The organism is Chelativorans xinjiangensis (assembly GCF_009812055.1).
GTDB lineage: Bacteria > Pseudomonadota > Alphaproteobacteria > Rhizobiales > Rhizobiaceae > Chelativorans > Chelativorans xinjiangense.
In genome coordinates this window covers 224,040-244,019 of the sequence record NZ_WQNH01000002.1, presented here as the reverse complement: position 1 = coordinate 244,019, position 19,980 = coordinate 224,040, and the positions used below count along the sequence as shown (strand labels likewise).

Here is a 19,980-nt window from a genome sequence, read left to right as displayed (position 1 = left end):
GGTCTTCCCCCGCTCCGCCTCCATAGACCCACGCACGAACCTGCAAATATCGCAGCCGCATCCTGCCGAACGGCCTGAGAAATGGGGGCTGGCCTCAGCGCCGCTTGCGGGTGACCTCCCAGCGCCGGTGGAACCACATCCACTGGCCGGGGTCGGCGCGCACCCATTCCTCCACCACGTCGTTCAACTGCTGCGCCATGCGCTCGACGTCGATGGCGCCGCTCGCATCGCGCGGCGGTTCGAGCTTCTCGCCCACCTCGATGCGGAAGCGGCCGTCGGGCAGACGGATGCAATGGGCGGGGTAGACGTCGCAGCCGTACTGGCGCGCCAGCTTGGGCACGAGCGGGCTCGTCTCGCATTCGCGGCCGAAGAAGCGGGTGCGCACGCCGCGCCTGAATTTCTGGTCGACCAGCACGCCGATATTGCCGTCGTTCTCGATCACGCGGGCGAGCTGCAGCGCCGCGCCCGCCCGCGAGGGCAGGAGGCCGCCCATGGAGGTGGTGCGGGTGCTATGGATATAGTCGGCGATATAGGGGTTGTTCGGCGGGCGGAAGAGAGAGGTGACCTCGAGGCCGAAGGTCGCCGCTGCGATCGGCAGGAACTCGAAATTGCCGAGGTGGCCGGTGAAGAAGATGTGCGGCCGCTTCTCCTCGCGCACGCGCTTGAAGATCTCTATGCCCGTGACCTCGACGCGGCCGGGCCTCTCGCTTTCCGGGTCGAAGTCGAACAGCTTGTCGAGAAACACGTACTCGACGGAAAGCCGGGCCATGTTGGCCCACATGTCGGAGGCGATGGCCTCGATCTCGGCTTGCGGCTTTTCCGGATAGGCCTTGCGCAAATTGTCGAGCGCCAGGCGGTGGCGGCCGACCAGGGGGCCGGCCTTGCGGGCGACGCGCTCGGCGAAATTCAGCGCCTTGTCGGGCGGCAGGCGGCGCAGGGCGGAAAGGACGGCGAGCGATATCTGCGCCGTCAGCCAGTGCTCGGCGGTCTGAAGGTGGCGGCCGAATTTGACGAGGAGGCGATTCATGCGGCGGCGCTACTGAACGCGCAGGACGATCTTGCCGAAGACGTCGCGGCCTTCCATGCGCTTCAGCGCGGTTTCGATGTCCTCGAACCCCACCACCGTGTCGACGACCGGCGCGACGAGGCCGGCGGCCATCTTCTGCATGGCATCGGCCATGTTCTCCATGCGGCAGCCGAAGGAGCCGAAGATCTTCAATTGCTGCTGGAAGAGCTGCATCAGGTTCATGTTCGTCGAAACGCCCGAGGTGGAGCCGCAGGTGACGATGCGGCCGCCGCGCCTTAAGCACAGCATGGAGCCCGCCCAGGTGTCGGCGCCGACATGTTCGAAAACCACATCCACGCCGCGCTTCCTGGTGATCTTGCGCACCGCGCCCTCGAAGCGGTCCTCGCGGTAGTTGATGACGTGGTCGGCACCCAGTGCCTTCGCCTTCTCGATCTTCTCATCCGAGCCGACGGTGGTGATGACGGTGCAGCCCATGCGCTTGGCGAGCTGGATGGCCGCCGATCCGATGCCGGAGCCGCCGGCGTGCACCAGGATGGTCTCGCCCGGCTCCAGCTTGGCGTTGTCGAACAGCATGTGCTCGACCGTGCCGAAGGTGACGGGGGCGACGGCGGCGCCGATCTCGTCGACGCCCGGCGGGGCTGGGACGAGCAGGCGGGCCGGCAGGTTGATCTTCTCCTGGGCAAAGCCGTCAAGATGGAAGCCGTGCACGCCGCCCACATTCTCGCACAGATTGTCGCGTCCCTCGCGGCACGGGCGGCACAGGCCACAGGTGCGCGCGCCGTAGATGGAGACGAGCTGGCCGGGCAGGAGATTACCCACGCCGGCGCCGACGGCGTCGACGGTGCCGGAAGCCTCCGCCCCCACCACCAGCGGCAGCTTGCGCTTGGCGAATGCCATGCCGCGCCAGCCCCACACGTCGATATGGTTGAGCGCAACGGCGCCAACCCGCACCGTCACCTCGCCCCGGCCGGGCGGAGGGGGCGGCGGAACGTCGGCGGTTTCGAGCTGGCGATCGGCAATGAGTTGCAGTGCGCGCATGGGTCGGTGTCTCGGCTATTGGTAAAATAGTGAGTAGTGAGTAGTGAGTAGTGAGTAGTGAGTAGTGAATAGTGAATAGTTAATGGTAAATTCCTGGTATTTCGTCTTGAAGAATATGTCCGCGTGGTTTCCTTTATTCACTATTCACTATTCACTATTCACTATTCACTATTCACTATTCACTATTCACTATTCACTATTCACTATTCACCCCGCCTCCCGCGCCATCACCAGACACGTGTTCTGGCCGCCGAAGCCGAAGGAGTTGGACAATACCGTTGCAACATCGGCATCGCGCTTCACGTTCGGCACCACGTCGAGCTCGATCGCCGGGTCCGGATTCTCGTAGTTGATGGTGGGCGGAATGACCCCCTTGCGCATGGTCATGATCGAGAAAACGGCCTCCACCGCACCTGCTGCCGAGAGCGTATGGCCGATCATGGATTTGTTGGACGAGATCGGAATCTCGCGCATGCGCTCCCCGAAGACGGTCGACAGCGACAGGTGCTCCATCTTGTCGTTCTCCGGCGTCGAGGTGCCGTGGGCGTTGATGTACTCGATCTCGTCCTCCGACATGCCGGCGTCGGAAAGGGCGGCGCGCACGGCGGCGATGGCGGGCGATCCGTCCGGCTTGGAGCGCGTGCGGTGGAAATCGTCCGCCTTCTCGCCGCAGCCGCGCATGATGCCGAGGATCTCCGCGCCGCGGGCGAGCGCGCTTTCCAGCGATTCGAGCACCATCGCGCCCGAGCCCTCGGCAAGCACGAAGCCGCTGCGGTCCTTGGAAAACGGCTTCGACGCCTTCTCCGGCACCTCGTTATGGGTCGTCAGCGCCGAAAGCAGCGAGAAGCGGATGAGCGCCTCGGCCGTCGCCGAACCGTCGGAGCCGACCGCCAGCGCCCGGTCGCACTCGCCACGGCGGATCGCCTCGATACCGAGCTGGATGGCCGTGGCGCCGGAGGCGCAGGCGGTCGAAAGCGTGATCGGCAGGCCGCGCGTGCCGTATTTCTCCGCCATCCGGTCGGCGATGGTGGCAAACTGGCTCTCGTCGAAAAGCTCCGCCTCGTCGGCCTCGCGCGCCGCCTCGATCAGGCTACGCCAGTCGCCCGCGCGTTGCGACTGCGCGTAAAGGCGCAGCCGGTGATGCCAGTCGATCTCGACCGGCGGGGCGGCAAGGAACAGCGGGCCGCCAAAATCGGCGGCGGGAAGGCCGGCTTCGCCCACCGCCTCCTCGGCCGCAAGGTCGGCAAGCGCGTAGGTGAGGGGACTTGCCCCACGCCGGCTTTCGGGCAGGAAGTCGACAGTGCCGGCGATGGTCGTCGCCAGGTGGCTGGTGGGAAAGCGGGTGATGGGATGGATGCCCGAGCGCCCGCTTGTCAGCGCCGTCCAGTTCTCGTCCTTGCCCTGGCCGAGCGAGGTGACCACGCCCATGCCGGTGACGGCGACGAGCGGCCTTCCGAAGCTGTCGGTTGTCTTCATGCTTCCTTCCTCAGCCCCTTATCTCTCAGGCCTTGACCACGAGCCCCATGCCCTCGAAGCAATTGTAGCCGACCGCCGTGGCCAACGCGGCCGATGGGGCGGCTTCAAAGGGCAGTTCGCCCTCCGCGAATGCAGGATAGGCCTTTCCGTGATGAACGGCGAGTGCGGCAAGCGCCATGGCGAAGGGGAACTGCGCCTCCTTCATGTGCCCGGTGAGCGAGGAGAAGCCGCGCGCCGCGACATGTCCGCGGGCGTCGAGCGCGGCTTTTTCGGCCTTCGTCACCGCGTGCGCGCCGGAGGCGCCGGAGATCGCCAGCACTGGCGCATCGCCGTCCAGCAGTCCGCCCACCATCTCCTCCAGCGCTTCCTGCAAGCCATCGCCACCGCGCCGCGCCCGGCCGGAGGCGACGGGGCCGACGGCCGCGTAGGCGGTGCGGCCGCGCTCTTCAGCATGTTCGCGCGCCTCCAGCACCAGGAAGGCCGCGCCCGAGCCGGTGATGACGCCGCCGCCTTCCTCCGGCCGCCGCTGCCAGAGCGGGGACCAGCCGCCGCGCTGCAGGTGGCGGCCGAGCTCGTAGGCGAGAAGCATGTCGGGATGCTCGGTCTGGAACGCCGCGCCCACCAGGAGGTGGCTCGACTGGCCCGAGCGGATGCGCGCGGCCGCCGTCTCGATCGCCGAGACGCCGGCGCCCTCCTCGCCCATGAAGGTGCGCGAGGAGCCGGTGACCTTGTGGACGATGGAGATGTTGCCGGCCAGAAGATTGGAAAGCTGGGCCAGGAACAGGGTGGGCCTCAGTTCCGTCGTCAGCTTCTCGTTCAAAAGCACGTCGTGGTCGTTGCGGGTGAGCGATGTGTCGAGGATATCCTGGTCGACGTCCACATCGCGCTCGCCGCCGCCGGCAGCCACAACCATGTCCATGGAAGCGCACAGCGCCTCGTCGTCCTTCATGCCGGCGTCGTCCAGTGCCAGCCCGGCCGTATAGGTGCCGAGGCGCTGCCAGGTCTCCATCTGGCGCTGGTCGCCGCGCTTGGGGATCTGCGTGCTCCAGTCGACCTCGGGCAGCGGATGGATCGTATAGGGAGCGAAGCGCTCTCCATCGAGAACGGGCTTCGGCGCGGCGCCCGTCAGCGCCTGCCAGTGCGCGTCAACGCCCAGGCCCAGCGACGAGACGACGCCGATCCCGGTGATGACCACGTCCTTCGGGTTCATGTCGCCTCGCTGCGGTTCGGGTATCGGTGCGTGCTCAGGCGGCGGCCTTGGCGGCGACCAGGCCGTCGATCTTGGCGCACAGGTTCTTCATGACGAAATATTCCTCGGTCGCAACCTTTCCGTCATTGACCTCCTGCGTCCACTGTTCCAGCGGCACCTTGATGCCGAACTCCTTGTCGATCGCGAAGACGATGTCCAGGAAGTCCAGGCTGTCGATGCCGAGATCGTCGATGGTATGGCTTTCAAGGGTAATCTTGTCGCGGTCGATCTCGCTCGTTTCGGCGATGATGTCGGCAACCTTGTCAAATGTCGTCGTCACTGCGGTTCCCTCGGTGTGGGGGATTCGGTTCTCTACGTGTGCGCCGGCTGTCTAATCGGTTTTTAACGGCAGGAAAAGGGCAGTCGCGCTCAATCCAGGCGGATGTTAGTCGAAGGTGAGACGAGCTGCGACTCTGACCGCATCATCCGAGCGTGACAGAACGACCGCCTCGCCCTCCCGCGGCCGGACACCGGCGATCGCTTCGATGTTGGCTCCGTGCGTCACCATGACGAGATTTTCCGACCCGCTGTAGTCGAGTATGCGCTGCAATGTGGCCCGTATCTGCTCGTCGGCCGCTTCCGGGTCGCGCGCCAGTTCGTCCAGCGCGTCGAACATCTCGATCGGGCTGTCGCGGAAGGCAATGTCGGCGGTATCGCGGGCACGGCAGTAGCGGCTGGTCAGCACCATTCCGATGGGTGCGGCACGGGCGTAGAAGAGCGCGCCCATCCCGCGCGCCTGCTGCCGTCCCTGTTCGGAGAGATTGCGCTGGGTGGCGCAGTTTTCCAGGTCGAAATTCGCAGGGTCGCCGCTGCCGGGCGCATGGGCATGGTTGACGAGCACCACCTGGCCGCCGTTCCGCAACAGCGCCCAGGCCGCTTCCGTCGCCTCCGCGGTTGCCACCGCCAGAAGCATCAGAAAAGCGATGGCGGCACGAAACATGCATTCCTCCGAGGTTGTCTTACCATATAGGAGGATGGCGCGCCGGTAAGCAATCACGGGTTTTTCAACTGTGTATTCCCGGCGCGCCCGCTTGCCGTTCCTCACCCGGTGCCATAAAGCCGGTGCCGATGTCCCCCCTCGTCGAAACAATCGCTTTCGTCTTCTCACTTGTCGCGCTCGGTTATGCCAGCGGCTTATTCGGGCTGCTCAAGCAGGAGACCGGCGAGGCCTTGTCGGATTTCGCCGTCTCGGTGGCCGTGCCGCTCCTGCTTTTCAGGACCATGGCCGGCGCCGACTTCGGCGGCAGCCTGCCGGCGAGCCTCTGGGTGTCCTATTTCACCGCCGTCGCCATAACCTGGCTCATCGGGTTGCTCGCGGTGATCCACGTCTTTGGCCGCGACAACCGTGCCGCCGTCGTCGGCGGGCTGGCGGCGAGCTTTTCCAACCTGGTGCTCCTCGGCATTCCTTTCATGCTCGGCGTCTACGGGCAGGAAGGTTTTGAGGTCCTGTCGCTCATCGTCTCCATCCATCTGCCGGTCATGATCGGCACCTCCATCATCCTGTTCGGCTGGCTGGGCGGGGAGGGGGCGCCGCGAGGGATCGCCGGTGCCGTGCACGACTTTGCGCGCAGCATGGGGTCGAGCCCGCTCATCGTCGGCATCGCCGCCGGGCTTCTGTGGCGCATTTCGGGAATGGAAATGCCGTCGCTGATGACGCGGCTGGTGGATGCTCTGGCCGATGTCGCAGGTCCGGTGGCGCTGTTCGCCATGGGGCTGGGGCTCAGGCGCTACGGCATCACCGGCAATGTGCGCCCGGCGCTCGCCGTGGCGGCGCTGAAGCTTTTCGTGATGCCGGGCCTGGCGCTCGTCATGGCCAAGCTGACGGGCCTGCCGCCGATGAGTGCGAAGGTTGTGGTGGCCGCCGCCTCGCTGCCGTCCGGCGTCAATCCCTATCTTATCGCCATGCGCTTCGGCACGGGCCAGGCGCTGTCGGCGAACGCCATGAGCATCGGCACCGCCTCGGCTGTTCTCACCATGGCTTTCTGGCTGTCGGTGGCGGAGTGGGTGTTCGGCTGACTGCGCTTTTGAGCTTTTCGGGCGTGGCCCAGCCGGCCCGCATGGACAGGTCCTTGCCGCAGCCTGGCAATTGCACCAGTTTCTAGACGACCCCGAAAAAGCCAACCGCGCCCGCCGGCGCGAAGGAGGAAAAATGCTCAAGAAGACAAGCCATTTCATGCGCGAGGCGAATTTCATCGGCGGCGCATGGGTCGGGGCCGATACGGGTGCCACGATCGATGTGGTCAACCCCGCCACGCGACAGACGATCGGCACGGTGCCGAAATGCGGCCGCGCCGAGACCCGGCGCGCCATAAAGGCCGCCGAGGAAGCCTTCCACTCCTGGAAGAAGACCTCGGCCAACGACCGCGCCAAGCTCCTGCGCAAATTGCACGATGCCATCATGGACAACCAGGAGGCGCTGGCCGAGCTTCTGGTCATGGAGCAGGGCAAGCCGCTGGCCGAGGCGCGCGGCGAGGTCGGCATGTCGGCGGCCTATGTGCTGTGGTACGCCGAGGAGGGCCGGCGGACCTATGGCGACGTCGTGCCGTCGCCCTGGGCCGACCGGCGCATCCTCGTCACCAAGGAGCCGGTCGGCGTGATCGGCGCCATCACGCCGTGGAACTTTCCTTCCTCCATGCTGGCGCGCAAGCTCGGCCCGGCGCTCGCCGCCGGCTGCACGGCGGTCGCCAAGCCGGCTTCGCAGACACCCTATTCCGGGCTCGCCTGGGGCGTGCTCGCCGAGGAGGCGGGCTTTCCGGCGGGCGTCGTCAACATCGTCACCGGCTCTGCCTCGGAGATCGGCGACGAACTGACGGAAAACCCGCTGGTGCGCAAGATCACCTTCACCGGCTCCACCGAGGTCGGCAAAACCCTCATCCGGAAGTCCGCCGGCACCGTCAAGAAGGTGTCGATGGAGCTCGGCGGCAACGCGCCCTTCCTCGTCTTCGACGATGCCGACCTGGAGCGAGCGGTCGCGGGCGCGGTGGCGGCGAAGTACCGCAACTCCGGCCAGACCTGCGTGTGCACCAATCGCTTCTTCGTGCAGGAGGGCGTCTACGACCGCTTCGTGGAAAAGCTGGTTGAGGCGACCGAAAGGCTCAAGGTGGGCTCCGGCCTCGAAGAGGGCACGCAGCAGGGACCGCTGATCGACGAGAAGGCGGTCGAGAAGGTCGAGGAACTGGTCGCCGACGCCGCCGAGAAGGGCGGCAAGGTGGTGGCCGGCGGCAAGCGGCATTCGCTCGGCGGCACCTTCTTCGAGCCGACGGTGATCGCCGAAGCATCGCCTGAGATGCGCTTCATGCAGGAGGAGATCTTCGGCCCCGTCTCGCCCATCTTCCGCTTCAATAACGAGGAAGAGGCCGTCAGGCTCGCCAACGACACCGCGTTCGGCCTTGCCTGCTATTTCTACACGGCCGATCTCGGCCGCGCCTTCCGCGTGATGGAGGGGCTGAGATACGGCCTCATCGGCGTCAATGAGGGCATCATCACCACGGTTGAGGCGCCGTTCGGCGGCCTGAAGGAGTCGGGCCTCGGCAAGGAAGGCGGCCACCAGGGCATCGAGGACTATCTCGACACCAAATATGTCTGCATCGGCGGGCTGGGGCTGTAGCCCTCAAGCCTCGGCGAACGCTTCGCGCAGCACGGAAAACGGCGCCAGGGCCCCGTGCACCTGGATCACCGCCGCCGCCACCTTGTGGGCGCGGCGGGCGGCCGTCTCCGGCGCGAGGCCCGCAACCCTTGCGGCAAGATAGGCGCCGTTGAAGGAATCGCCGGCGCCGGTCGTATCGACCGGATCGGCCACCGCGACGGCGGGGATTAAGACCGTCCCGCCGCCGGCCGAGAGCAACGTCGGCTCCGCCCCGTTCTTGATGGCGATCTCGCCCACGCCGGCCTCCGCCAACCGCCGCATCGTCGCCTGCAGGTCCTTGTCGCCGTAAAGTTCCGCCTCGTCGGGAAAGGTGGGCAGCGCGATATCGCAGACGGCAAGCGCGGCATCGATCGCCGCCCGCGCGGCCTCGGGCGAGGCCCAGAGGCGCGGCCGGTAGTTGGGGTCGAAGGCGATGCGGCTGCCGTTCTCGCGGGCGGTTTCCAGTGCCGCGATCAGCGTCTTTCGCGCCGGCTCCTCGAGAATTGCCAAAGTGATTCCGGAAAAATAGACAAGCGCCCGTTTTTCCAGGCTTTTTTCCAGTGCCTGCGGATCGTCCGCCAGGCACCTCGCCGCCGAATCGGCGCGCCAATAAGTGAACGAGCGCTCGGCGCCGGCGAGCGTGATGGCATAAAGGCCGGGACGCCTTCCCGGAATGACCGGGCTCGCCGCGGTGCCGATGCCATGATCGGCAAAGAAATTCCTCTGATCGGCGGAGAAGGGGTCGTCGCCGAAGGCGCTGACATAGTCGGCCGCGATCGTTTCCGGCGTCAGTGCGCGCATGGCCCACAGCGTGTTGAAGGTGTCGCCGGCATGCCCCATGCGCCAATTGCCGCCGCTGCCGCCGGAAAGCTCCAGCATGCACTCACCCACCGACGCGATGCCGCCCATTTCCATACGCTTTCCCTCGCTCGAAAACCGCGTCGCGCATAGCACGTTCCTTGGGTGGGGCAAATGGGCGTGGTATCGTCGTCACGCATGCAAGTTGGTGCTATGGCGAGGGCATGCTATATTTGTATAGCAACCGGGAGTACGACCATGCTGGCTTTGAGGCTTCCTCCGGAAATCGAGGCGCGGCTCGACGCGCTTGCCAAGCGTACAGGGCGCAGCAAGAGCTTTTACGCGCGTGAAGCCATCCTCGAATATCTGGACGACCTCGAGGATCTCCATCTGGCTGCTCAGCGCCTGGAGGAATTGCGCAGGGAGGATGGCGAAACCGTGCCGCTTTCCGCCCTGATGGCGCGCTATGGCGTGGAGGATTGAGTTTCACAAAGCCGCCGAGCGCGAGCTCGGCAAACTGGGACACGAGGCGGCGCAGCGGATTCTGCATTTCCTTCATGAGCGCGTTGCGAAATTGGACGATCCCCGTGCGATCGGCGCAGCGCTCAAAGGGCCGGATTTGGGTTCATTCTGGAAATATCGCGTCGGCGATTATCGCCTGATTGCCCATATCGAAGACGACACGGTGAGGATTCTGATCGTGCGGGTCGGTAACCGGCGCGACATCTACCGGCGATAACTACTCCCTGATCGTCTCCATCGCCACGAATGTCGAGGTATGCGAGACGTGGGGCAGGCTGGAGATTTTTTCGCCCAGAACGCGGCGATAGGCCGAGATATCCTTCGTACGCACCTTCAGAAGATAGTCGAAGCTCGCCGCGATCATGTGGCACTGGTCGATCTCGGGCACTGCCAGAACGGCGCGGTTGAAGGCCGCGAGCGCCGCCGAGCGCGTGTCGGAAAGCGTGACCTGGACGAAGGCGACGTGGCCTTCCCCCATGCGCTCGCGGTCGACGATGGCCGCGTAGCCGCGAATGACACCGTCCTTCTCAAGCCGCTTGAGGCGCGCGAGGACCGGCGTCTTGGAAAGCCCGACACGCCTTGCCAGTTCGGCCATCGAAAGCCGGCCGTCCTGCGACAGGGCGCCGAGGATATTGCGGTCGATGCGGTCCAAACGGTCTGAAGACATCGGTTTTTCCAGTGCGATCACGAGATGAAATCGGCTTATAACAGCCGTTTCCGCCTGGCAATATCCTCATTTCAGACCGTGGCGGGGAAACACCATATGTTATGAGTCCGAAAAACCGCTGGCCGAAGAAGCACAGGGGCCGAAGAAGTACAGGGGAATGAACGATGCTCGCATCAGATCTCGACGTTCTGCGCGGGGCGATCCGCGCGCAGTATCTCGCCGACGAAGACCGCGCTCTTGCAGGGCTCGTCGGGATGGCGGCGCTGTCCGAGGCGCGGCGCGAGGCGATCTCCGCGCAAGCGGCGGAGCTTGTGCGGGCGGTCAGGGCGCGTTCCGACCTGCATCTGATGGAAGCCTTCCTGTCCGAATACGGGCTTTCGACGGCCGAGGGCGTGGCGCTGATGTGCCTGGCCGAGGCGCTTCTGCGCGTGCCCGACGCGGAGACGGTGGACGATCTCATCCGCGACAAGATCGCCCCGCACGACTGGTCGGCGCACTCCGGCTCCTCCGCCTCCATCTTCGTCAACGCCTCCACCTGGGCGCTGATGCTCACCGGCCGCGTCCTGGACGAAAGGGGCGACGGCGTGGAGGCGACGCTGCGCGCCATGGTGAGAAGGCTCGGCGAGCCGGTCATCCGCACCGCGGTGGCGGTGGCCATGCGCGAGATGGGCGAGCAGTTCGTGCTCGGCCGCACCATCGGCGAGGCCGTCAAGCGCGGCCGCGCCAACACGGACAAGGGCTACACCTATTCCTACGACATGCTGGGCGAGGCGGCGCGCACGGAGGCCGATGCCCTGCGCTATTTCGAGGCCTACCGGCAGGCGATCGCAGCCCTTCGGGGCGAGGCGAAAAGCGGCGACATCCGCGCCAATCCGGGCATCTCGGTAAAGCTCTCGGCGCTTCACCCGCGCTATGAGGCAACGCAAGGCGAAAAGGTACTGCCGGTGATGGCGGAGCGGCTCCTGCTGCTCGCCCAGGCGGCGCGCGCGGCGGGCATGGGGCTCAACGTCGACGCCGAGGAGGCGGATCGGCTGGATCTCTCGCTCGACGTGATCGAGCGCGTCCTTGCCGATCCCTCTCTCGAAGGCTGGGACGGCTTCGGCGTCGTCGTGCAGGCCTACAGCCAGCGCGCGCCCTTCGTTCTCGACTGGCTCTACGTGCTGGCCCGAAAGCTCGACCGCAAGATCATGGTGCGGCTGGTCAAGGGCGCCTACTGGGACACGGAGATCAAGCGCGCCCAGGTGATGGGGCTCGAAGGCTATCCCGTCTTCACACGCAAGGTGAACACCGACGTCTCCTACATCGCCTGCGCCCGCAAGCTCCTTTCCATGACCGACCGCATCTATCCGCAATTCGCCACGCACAACGCCCACACGGTGGCCGCGGTCCTTGCCATGGCCGAAGACAAGCAGGCCTTCGAGTTCCAGCGCCTGCACGGCATGGGCGAAGCGCTGCACGAGATCGTGCGGCGGCGCGAGGGCACGCGCTGCCGCGTCTACGCGCCGGTGGGCGCGCATGAGGACCTCTTGGCCTATCTGGTGCGGCGGCTTCTGGAAAACGGTGCCAACTCCTCCTTCGTGCACCAGATTGTCGACGAGGAGGTGAGCGCCGACGAAATCGCCCGCGACCCCTTCATCGCCGTCGCGGCCAACGGCAAGGCCGCCAACCCGGCCATTCCCGCGCCGCCCGCGATCTTCGGCCCGCAGCGGCGGAATTCGAAGGGCTGGGACCTGACGGACCCGGAAACGCTCGCCGGTATTGAGGAGGCGCGGCGCCCCTTCCTCAGCCCCCACCGCTGGGAGGCGCGGCCGATGACGCGCGCTCAGGGCGGGGGCGAAGCCCGTACCGTCCTCAACCCGGCGCGCACGGACGAGGTGGTCGGCACGGTCCTCGACGCCTCGGCCGAAGAGGCGCGGGAGGCGGTGGAGATCGCCCTTGCCGCTCAACCCGCCTGGACTGCCACGCCCGTCAAGGAACGGGCGGCGATCCTGCGGCGCATCGCCGATCTCTACGAGGCCCACGCCGGAGAGTTCTTCGCGCTCGCCGCGCGCGAGGCCGGCAAGTCGCTGGCCGACGGCATCGCCGAGGTGCGCGAGGCCGTCGACTTCCTGCGCTACTACGCCAACGGCGCGCCACAGGCGGAGGAGGGGACGGAAGCGCGCGGCGTCATCGTCTGCATCTCGCCGTGGAACTTCCCGCTTGCCATCTTCACCGGGCAGATCGCCGCCGCGCTCGTTACCGGCAACGCGGTGATCGCCAAGCCGGCCGAGCAGACCTGCCTGATCGCCGCGCGCGCGGCGGCACTGATGCACGAGGCGGGCATCCCTCAGGATGTGCTGCAGCTTCTGCCGGGCGACGGGCCGTCCGTCGGTGCGCCGCTGACGGCCGACCCGCGCATCGCCGGCGTCTGCTTCACGGGCTCGGTGGAGGTCGCCCGCCTGATCGAGCGGCAGCTTGCCGAGACGGCGTCGCCCGATGCCATGCTGATCGCCGAGACCGGCGGGCTCAACGCGATGATCGTCGATTCGACGGCATTGCCCGAGCAGGCGGTGCGCGACATCGTCGCTTCCGCCTTCCAGAGCGCCGGCCAGCGCTGTTCGGCACTGCGCGTCCTCTACGTGCAAAAGGACGTGGAAAAGCGCATCGTCGGCATGCTCAAGGGCGCCATGGAGGCGTTGTCGGTCGGCGATCCGTGGCAGGTTTCGACCGATGTCGGGCCCGTCATCGACGACGAGGCGCTTTCCGGTATCGCCGGCTACTGCGAGAAGATGGAGAGGGAAGGCCGCCTGATCGCCCGCATCGAACCGCCGGCGGGCGGTCGCTTCGTTGCCCCCAGCGCCTTCAAGGTCTCCGGCATCGAGGAGATGGAGCGCGAGGTGTTTGGCCCCGTCCTGCACGTGGCGACCTTCGAGGCCGAAGATCTGGCGAAGGTGATTTCGAACGTCAACGCAAGGGGTTACGGGCTGACCTTCGGATTGCACACGCGCATCGATGCGCGGGTGCAGGAGGTGGTCGACAGCATCCATGTCGGCAATATCTACGTCAACCGCAACCAGATCGGCGCCGTCGTCGGCTCGCAGCCCTTCGGCGGCGAGGGCCTCTCGGGCACCGGGCCAAAGGCCGGCGGGCCGCTCTACCTGCGCCGCTTCCGCCGCGGGAAGGGGGCGGAGGGCGCGCCGACGGCAAGCCCGGTCGATGCCGAAACGCTGGCAGCGCGCATGCCAGACCCGAGGAAGGGCAACTGGGTACGCCGCGCCGACCGCATAGCCACCCTTCGGCGCCTGTCGCGGGGCCGCTGGCCCGACGCGCTCGCGGCCGCCGCCGCGCTCGACCACGGCCCCGTCGACCTACCGGGACCGACCGGTGAGGCGAACGCGCTGCAATTCGTCCCACGCGGCCGCGTCCTCTGCCTTGGTGTGGAGGGGGAAGCACTCGCCGCCCAGGCGGTGCAGGCGCTCGCCGCGGGCAATGCGGTCCTGGCGGTCGGCGAGGGCGCGACGGCACTCCTGCAGCCGCTCATGAAGGACAACCTGCCGCTCGCGGTCATCGACGGCGCGGTGGCGCCGGAGAGCCTGGAAAACCTGCCGGTCGATCTCGTCGCTGCCACCGGCGACAAGGCATGGCTCGCCACGCTGAGACGCGCGCTCGCCCGTCGCGAAGGGCCGATCGTGCCGCTGGCGACGGAGACCATCCTTCCCGCCGCCTACGTGCACGAACGGGCCGTCTGCGTCGACACCACGGCAGCGGGCGGCAACGCGAGCCTGCTGGCGGCTGCGTAGGGCGGGGTGGTTCGAGACGCCGGCGCCCTTTCGCGCCCCCTCTGTCCTGCCGGACATCTCCCCCACAAGGGGGGAGATTGGCTTTCGCCACTTCTTTCGCCAATCGTCAACGTTGCAGAAAGAGTTCCGGCCGCGCGGCCGGCACAATCTCCCCCCTCGTGGGGGAGATGTCCGGCAGGACAGAGGGGGGCGCGAAGGGGCGCATTCGTCGCCTATAAGCCCGCCCCAACTCCAGCCTCACGCCCCTTCCACGACGCTGAACCCCTCAAACATCGGCGGACCCTTATACAGCCCCTTGTTCTGGCCGGCGTTCTTATGCGCGTTGCGAAAATTCTCCGACTTCGTCCAGGCCACGAAATCCTCGTGGCTCCGCCAGATCGTGTGCGAGGCGTAGAGCGTATAGCCTTCCTCGGCGTTGTTCGGCCCGAGCAGCAGGCGGAACTCGACGAAGCCGGGCATCTCCTTGAGGCTCGAATCCCGGTTCTTCCATACCTCCTCGAACGCCTCCTCGGAGCCTTCGAGCACCTTGAAGCGGTTCATCGCGATGAACATGCCTGATCCTTTCATTCGTTCTTTGCGCCTGCCTCGGCTTCCGGCACGGGAAACGGCAGCACATTGTCGGGAAGCGCTGCCGTCCGCGCCGGCATCGGGCTGGGCCCAGCCTGCCGGCCAATCTCGGCCACCTTGGGATTTGCTTCAATGGCGGTGCGATGACGCAGGAGCGCCAGCAGTTCGGGCCTGAGCCCGTCGCCACGCGGAGCGGCCAGTTGGTGGAGCCTTTCGAAGGGAGACATCGTCGATCCTTGTTCTTAGCGGGTGAAGGCGAGCGGCACCGTGAAGGGCCAGGACGAGCGTCCGGCGCCGTCGGGAATAGCCGGGAAGGGTGCGGCCCGCCGCACGGTTTCGACCGCCGCCTGGTCGAGGATCGGCGAGCCGGAGCTGCGCACGACGCGGATGCCGCTCACCGCCCCGTTGCCGGCGACGGTGAAGGCCACGCCCACCTCGCCGCGCAGCCGCTCGCGCTGCGCGGCACGCGGATAACGCAGCGCCCGGCGCAGCCTGGAGACGATCTTGCCGGGATAGTTCGAGACGGCGGCGTTGCCGATCGCCGTGGCGCGGGCGGCCGTCCGGCCGCTGTTCGCCCTGGCGCTCTGCCCGTCCTCTGAGGAGCCGCGCCTTGCGTCCCGGCTGTCGCGCCCGCCGGAACCGGCGGACCTTTGCGCCTGTCGCCGCACCGGCGGCGGCTGCACCGCGGCCTGCCTCGTCTCCTTCGGCGGCTCGTAGTCGGGGCGCGGCGTCGGGCGCGGGACATTCACCATTGCCGTCACCGTCTCCTCGGGCTCGGCGGGCTCGATCTCGGCCGCCTCCGGCTCAGACGGTTCAGCCTCCGGCGGCTCCCTATCGGGCGTCGCCTCGGCCTCGGCCGGCGCTTCGGTCTCGGTCGGAGGAACGGCCGTTACGACCGGTGCTTCGGCCGCGGTCGTCTCAGTGGGCTCGACCGGTGTGGCCTCCACCGGCGCCTCGGTCACGGGCTCCACCATCTCGGCCGGCGTTCCTGCCGCCGAAAGATCGGCAAAGGCGTTGCCCGCCATGGCGATCTCGATACTCGATCCCCCGGCAATCTCCACCTCCGGCTCGCGCGGCAGCATGAAGACCGCCGCGCCGGCATGGATCACGCCGGAAAGGCCGAGCGCCAGGCCCCATTTCCACGCGTTGCCCTTCATTCGGCCGTCCGCTCCGTGACGATGCTGATCTTGCCGGCGCCGGCCTGCCGCAGGGCGCCGACGATCTCGATCAGCCTGGTCGCCGGCAGTTCGCGGTCGGCCGCCATCTTCACCTCGAGGGCGCCGTCCGCCGCGCCCTCCGCCTTGAGCGCATCCACATAGCTTGCCGCGTCCGTCGCCTGCCCATGGGCGCGCAATTCGCCCTCGCGCGTCACGAAAAGCGCGTCCGGGGGCTCGGCGTGTTCGGCCGTCGCCGTCGAGATCAGGTCGACATCGCGCTCGAGCGGCGGCGTCAGGGTGCCGGCGACCAGGAAGAAGATCAGCATCAGGAACACGACGTTGATCAGCGCGATCGTGCTTTCGCGCCGGCGGGCGGGCAGGGGACGGGAAAGACGCAGCATGGCATTCACCTCGCGACGGTAAGGTCAAGGGTCGTCTCGCCTCGGATGCGTTCGATCGCCGTGACGAGCTCCTGTGAGGTCACCTCGCCGCGCACCAGGAGAACGGCGCGTGCGGCACCTCGTTCCTGCAAACGTTTCAGTTCGGTCACCGCCTCGTCGGCGCCTGCGGAAACGCCGTTCACCTGCCAATCGCCGCCGTCGAGGCGGATCAGCACGTCCGGCGCCTCGGCGGCCGTGCCGGCGGAGGCTGCCCCGCCGGTCACCTCCACCTCTGCGAAGCGCACGAAGGTGGAGGACAGCATGAAAAAGAGCAGGAGCAGGAAGATGACGTCGATCAGCGGCGTCAGCGGCAGCGGGCGGCGGCGGGCGGCGGCAAGGTCAATGCGCATGGCCGACCCCCGCGACCGCATCCAGCGCTCCGTCTGCCGCCCGCTCCCGCCCGCGGCTTTCAACGCCGTGCGAAAGCACCGCGCCGGTCATGGTCTCGATCGCCACGCGCTCGTTTTCCAGCCGCGTCTCGAACCAGGTGAGCACCAGCGAGACGGGCATGGCGACGGCAAGGCCCGTCGCCGTGGTGAGCAGCGCCACCCAGATGCCGCCGGCCAAAAGCGACGGGTCGACCGCGTTGCCCGCCTCCTGGAGCTGGCGGAAGGCCTCGATCATGCCGAGCACCGTGCCGAACAGGCCGAGCAGCGGCGCCACCTGGGCGATGGCGTCGAGCGCCCGGAAGCCGCGCTGCAGGTCGTGCAGGCGGGTCAGCGCGATGCGGCCCACATCGTCCTCGATCTCGGCTTTCGGCACGTTCCTGAGGGCGGCAAGGCGCATGCAGGCGGCAAGCGCGCTGCCCGCCGGCGAGCGGTCGCCTTCAAGGTGGCCGCGCGCCTCGCCGTAGCCGTCGTGGAACCAGGCGTGGAGCGCGCGCTCGGCGCGGCCGTGCCGGCCGACGCGCTCGCGCCAGAATTGCACGAGCTTCAGAAGGATGAGCGCCAGCGCGAAGACCGACAGGGCGATTAAGAGGGCGACCACGGGGCCGCCCAGCGTCAGGAAGGAGGCGATGGTATCGAACAGTCCGGCGGGCATCTTTGTCTTGTCCTTTCGCTGGCTTGTCTGCTTGCTCGAATGTTCAGGTGCCGAAGGCGACGCTGCCGCGCGTTTCGGTCTTGAGTGCGTCCATACAGGCGTTCTCGCCGCCCTCGCAGGCCGTCGCCCCGTTGATAAGGACGCGGCCGAGCCCTTCGCAGTCGATGTCGGGAAGGTCGAACTGGCGCACCTTGGTCTGGCCGTCGGGCAGGTCCTTGAAGTCGAGCACCGTCAGGCGCTTGACCAGCCCGTCCGTGCCGAACAGCGCCACCTCGTAGGCGGCCCGGTCGATGTCCTCACCCAGCCGGTTGGCGGCGACGAAGGTCAGCCGGCAGCCGCGCTCCGTCGCCTCCGCCCCGTTGAGCTCGAGGGAGAGGGAAGGCGGCTCGCCGCCTTCCTGGGCGCCGGCGGTAAGGGCGCCCGCCGTCAAAAGAAGCGCCATCGCCAGGCTCGAAGATATCCGTGCAGCACGCCCCATGATCACCACCCGAACTGCTTGGCCAGCGAGACCTTGAAGGTCCGGCCCTTGGCGGCATCGTTGTGGAGGAACTCCTTGTACTGTTTGTCGAAGATGTTATCGACGCCGACCTCCGCCTCCCAGCCGGCAAACTTCCCGTCGTCCGGCTTCCAGGTCAGGAAGACGTCGTGGACGTCGAAGGAGTTGGCGAAGCGGCGCGAGCTTTCGGTCCAATTGGCCTCCGACGAGCGCCGCGCCCGGTCCTGTGGTGCGGCCACGATGCGCGTCCTCCAGCCGAAGCGCAGGTCGTGCTGGGGCAATTTGCCGCCGAGCGTCAGGGACAGTTCGTGCGGGGCGATGGTGGTCAGATAGTCGCCCGTGTCCCGGTCCTTGCCGACCACATAGGAGTAGCCCGCTTCGGCGAAGACGTGGTCGGCGTCGTAGGCTGCCTCGACCTCGAAGCCGTAGATTTCGGCGCTTTCGATGTTCACATAGCCCGGCACCGGGACGAAGCCCGTCTGCCCATCGAGCGCCGGGTTGGTGTCGATGAGGTCGTTGACGCGGTTGTAGAAGCCGGTCGTCTTGATCTGCAGGCTGTCGCCCGGCTGCGCCAGATCGTAACCGGAAACGGCGAAGCCCGCCTCGAAATTGTTCGAGCGCTCCTTCTTAAGGTCATAGCTCGGCAGATAGGCCGTGCGCGAGCCGGCGGTCGAGAACACTTCGTCGATCGTCGGAAAGCGCTCGGTATGCGCGATGGAGCCGAAGATGGCGAAAGTGTCGTTGAAGCGGTAGTGCGCCGCGATCTTGGGCGAGAAGGCGAAGTCTTCCTCCGCCTCGCCGAGGCCGGTCGAATCGTCGGGCGACAGCCGGTGCCAGTCGATGCGCATGCCGGGGATGAGGGTCAGCCGCTCGTTCCAGACGAACTCGTTCTGGACGAACACGCCCGACTTCAGGTCCTCGCCCTCGGGGTGGAAGGTGATGCCCGCCGGCGTGCCCGTGAGGTCCACCGCCTCGGCGCTGCGGATCTGATAGGCGGTCTGCCAGCCGTAGGTGAGGTAGTTTTCCCAGCCCTCGCCGTGCCACTCGCTGGTATTCTCGGCGTTGAACTGCCAGGTCTGGTAACCGTAGTCGGTGTCGCAGAAGAGAGCGCTGGTGGCGCAGGTGACGAAGGGCGGAATGCCGGAGGCATCCCTCTGCTCCACAGTCGTGTCGGAGAAGGAGGCCGACAGCTTCAGGTCGAGCCAGTCGTTGTCCGAGAACGGGTTTTCATAAGAGACGACGGCCGTCTTGTCGATCACGTGGCGGTCGACCGTGCCGAAACCCGACACCGTGCCGCCGGAGACGGATCCGCCCACCTGCGCGTAGTCCTGGTCGTCCGCGTCCGAATCCCACTGCTGGTAGGAAAGCCGCAGCGTTCCCTCGTCGCCGACCTTGAACGTGCCCTTGGCGAGGCCCGACCAGGCCTCGAAATCGGAGCTGGGAACGATGCTGCCGTCGCCGGTTTCATAAGAATCGGCGCGGCGATAGTTGCCGGTGAGCAGGAACTCGGCGTTCTCGCCCATGCGCTGGGCGAGGATGACGGAGCCGAGCCAGCCGTCCTTGTTGGAGTTGTAGCTGCTCTTCAGGCGCAGGGCGCCGTTCTGGCCGTCGGCGATGAAGTCGGAGGCGTCCTTGGTCTCGAACCGGATGACGCCGCCCAGCGCGCCCGAGCCGTAGAGCGTGGAGGAGGCGGGACCGCGCAGCACCTCCACCCGCTTGTAAAGCTCCGGCTCGGAGAAGAAGCCGCCCATTCGGTATTGCTCGTAATATTTCGTCGCCCCGTCGACGGTGACGATGATGCGGCCTTCCTCATTGGCCGATTCGGGCGCGCCGATGCCGCGGATGTTGAATGTCTGGCCGAAGAGGCGGTCGGAACCGGAGGTGTTGACGCCCGGCACGCGCTTCAGCATCTCGCCCACGGTCATGGGCTGCTCCTCGTCGATGTCCTCTTGGTCGACCACGGTCACCGATTGCGGCGTGTCGATCGCCACCTTCTCGACGCCCGCGCCCACCACCAGCCGCTGCAGCGCGGTGACGCCGATCGCGTTGTCGGCGGCCTGTTGTGCCGCAGCACCATGCATTGAAAGAACGGTCATAA

Annotated in this window: 21 protein-coding genes; 5 read left to right on the top strand and 16 right to left on the bottom strand. The window is 66.9% G+C overall.

Going from position 1 to position 19,980, the window contains the following annotated elements:
* Positions 1 to 94 precede the first annotated feature (94 nt).
* The 6 genes from GM910_RS02980 to GM910_RS02955 all read right to left on the bottom strand — a co-directional run bounded on the left by GM910_RS02980 (position 95) and on the right by GM910_RS02955 (position 5,730).
* Complete coding sequence (locus GM910_RS02980) at positions 95 to 1,027, bottom strand: lipid A biosynthesis lauroyl acyltransferase (protein ID WP_159586013.1); 933 nt, start codon at positions 1,025 to 1,027, stop codon at positions 95 to 97.
* A 9-nt stretch (positions 1,028 to 1,036) separates the two neighbouring features.
* Positions 1,037 to 2,065 carry a zinc-binding dehydrogenase gene (locus GM910_RS02975; RefSeq protein WP_159586012.1) on the bottom strand — a complete coding sequence of 343 codons (1,029 nt, stop codon included), beginning with the start codon at positions 2,063 to 2,065 and terminating at the stop codon, positions 1,037 to 1,039.
* A gap of 207 nt (positions 2,066 to 2,272) precedes the next feature.
* A complete protein-coding gene (locus tag GM910_RS02970) occupies positions 2,273 to 3,541 on the bottom strand; it encodes a beta-ketoacyl-ACP synthase (protein ID WP_159586011.1) in 1,269 nt (422 codons plus the stop codon).
* A 25-nt stretch (positions 3,542 to 3,566) separates the two neighbouring features.
* The gene (locus tag GM910_RS02965; protein ID WP_159586010.1) at positions 3,567 to 4,751 is read right to left on the bottom strand and encodes a beta-ketoacyl-ACP synthase; all 1,185 of its coding nucleotides are present in this window, start codon (positions 4,749 to 4,751) and stop codon (positions 3,567 to 3,569) included.
* A 34-nt stretch (positions 4,752 to 4,785) separates the two neighbouring features.
* Positions 4,786 to 5,070, bottom strand: coding sequence for an acyl carrier protein (locus tag GM910_RS02960; RefSeq protein ID WP_159586009.1), 285 nt, complete (start codon positions 5,068 to 5,070; stop codon positions 4,786 to 4,788).
* Between the two features lie 105 nt (positions 5,071 to 5,175).
* A complete protein-coding gene (locus tag GM910_RS02955) occupies positions 5,176 to 5,730 on the bottom strand; it encodes a histidine phosphatase family protein (RefSeq protein ID WP_159586008.1) in 555 nt (184 codons plus the stop codon).
* A 128-nt stretch (positions 5,731 to 5,858) separates the two neighbouring features.
* Between GM910_RS02955 and GM910_RS02950 the strand changes: the two genes are divergently transcribed.
* Both GM910_RS02950 and GM910_RS02945 read left to right on the top strand, forming a co-directional pair.
* On the top strand, positions 5,859 to 6,806 hold the full coding sequence (locus GM910_RS02950; RefSeq protein WP_159586007.1) for an AEC family transporter: 948 nt from the start codon (positions 5,859 to 5,861) through the stop codon (positions 6,804 to 6,806).
* A gap of 133 nt (positions 6,807 to 6,939) precedes the next feature.
* Entirely contained in the window at positions 6,940 to 8,397 is a 1,458-nt protein-coding gene (locus GM910_RS02945; protein ID WP_159586006.1) for an NAD-dependent succinate-semialdehyde dehydrogenase, read from the top strand.
* Positions 8,398 to 8,400: 3 nt separating this feature from the next.
* Here GM910_RS02945 and GM910_RS02940 read toward each other — a convergent pair whose 3' ends face one another.
* Positions 8,401 to 9,330 (bottom strand): sugar kinase, encoded by a 930-nt coding sequence (locus tag GM910_RS02940; protein WP_159586005.1) that lies wholly within the window; start codon positions 9,328 to 9,330, stop codon positions 8,401 to 8,403.
* Between the two features lie 141 nt (positions 9,331 to 9,471).
* Between GM910_RS02940 and relB the strand changes: the two genes are divergently transcribed.
* Both relB and GM910_RS02930 read left to right on the top strand, forming a co-directional pair.
* Positions 9,472 to 9,696 carry a type II toxin-antitoxin system RelB family antitoxin gene (relB, locus tag GM910_RS02935; RefSeq protein ID WP_159586004.1) on the top strand — a complete coding sequence of 75 codons (225 nt, stop codon included), beginning with the start codon at positions 9,472 to 9,474 and terminating at the stop codon, positions 9,694 to 9,696.
* Positions 9,680 to 9,952, top strand: coding sequence for a type II toxin-antitoxin system RelE family toxin (locus tag GM910_RS02930; RefSeq protein WP_159586003.1), 273 nt, complete (start codon positions 9,680 to 9,682; stop codon positions 9,950 to 9,952). Before relB ends, GM910_RS02930 begins: the two co-directional genes overlap by 17 nt.
* Here GM910_RS02930 and GM910_RS02925 read toward each other — a convergent pair whose 3' ends face one another.
* Complete coding sequence (locus GM910_RS02925; protein ID WP_159586002.1) at positions 9,953 to 10,402, bottom strand: winged helix-turn-helix transcriptional regulator; 450 nt, start codon at positions 10,400 to 10,402, stop codon at positions 9,953 to 9,955. It lies immediately after the preceding gene.
* Between the two features lie 164 nt (positions 10,403 to 10,566).
* Between GM910_RS02925 and putA the strand changes: the two genes are divergently transcribed.
* Positions 10,567 to 14,181, top strand: coding sequence for a bifunctional proline dehydrogenase/L-glutamate gamma-semialdehyde dehydrogenase PutA (gene putA / locus GM910_RS02920; RefSeq protein WP_159586001.1), 3,615 nt, complete (start codon positions 10,567 to 10,569; stop codon positions 14,179 to 14,181).
* 237 nt (positions 14,182 to 14,418) lie between these two features.
* Here putA and hmuQ read toward each other — a convergent pair whose 3' ends face one another.
* The 8 genes from hmuQ to GM910_RS02880 are packed head-to-tail and all read right to left on the bottom strand — an operon-like array spanning position 14,419 to position 19,978.
* A complete protein-coding gene (hmuQ, locus tag GM910_RS02915) occupies positions 14,419 to 14,733 on the bottom strand; it encodes a heme-degrading protein HmuQ (RefSeq protein WP_159586000.1) in 315 nt (104 codons plus the stop codon).
* Between the two features lie 11 nt (positions 14,734 to 14,744).
* On the bottom strand, positions 14,745 to 14,975 hold the full coding sequence (locus tag GM910_RS02910; RefSeq protein ID WP_159585999.1) for a hypothetical protein: 231 nt from the start codon (positions 14,973 to 14,975) through the stop codon (positions 14,745 to 14,747).
* Between the two features lie 15 nt (positions 14,976 to 14,990).
* A complete protein-coding gene (locus GM910_RS02905; protein WP_159585998.1) occupies positions 14,991 to 15,905 on the bottom strand; it encodes an energy transducer TonB in 915 nt (304 codons plus the stop codon).
* Positions 15,902 to 16,306 (bottom strand): ExbD/TolR family protein, encoded by a 405-nt coding sequence (locus GM910_RS02900; RefSeq protein ID WP_159585997.1) that lies wholly within the window; start codon positions 16,304 to 16,306, stop codon positions 15,902 to 15,904. The genes GM910_RS02905 and GM910_RS02900 overlap by 4 nt, the downstream gene beginning before the upstream one ends.
* A gap of 5 nt (positions 16,307 to 16,311) precedes the next feature.
* Complete coding sequence (locus tag GM910_RS02895) at positions 16,312 to 16,695, bottom strand: biopolymer transporter ExbD (RefSeq protein ID WP_159585996.1); 384 nt, start codon at positions 16,693 to 16,695, stop codon at positions 16,312 to 16,314.
* Entirely contained in the window at positions 16,685 to 17,386 is a 702-nt protein-coding gene (locus GM910_RS02890; protein WP_159585995.1) for a MotA/TolQ/ExbB proton channel family protein, read from the bottom strand. Before GM910_RS02890 ends, GM910_RS02895 begins: the two co-directional genes overlap by 11 nt.
* Before the next feature lie 43 nt (positions 17,387 to 17,429).
* Positions 17,430 to 17,864, bottom strand: a complete 435-nt coding sequence (locus GM910_RS02885) for a hypothetical protein (RefSeq protein ID WP_159585994.1) — start codon at positions 17,862 to 17,864, stop codon at positions 17,430 to 17,432.
* Between the two features lie 2 nt (positions 17,865 to 17,866).
* Positions 17,867 to 19,978 (bottom strand): TonB-dependent hemoglobin/transferrin/lactoferrin family receptor, encoded by a 2,112-nt coding sequence (locus GM910_RS02880; protein WP_201285394.1) that lies wholly within the window; start codon positions 19,976 to 19,978, stop codon positions 17,867 to 17,869.
* Between the last annotated feature and the right edge of the window lie 2 nt (positions 19,979 to 19,980).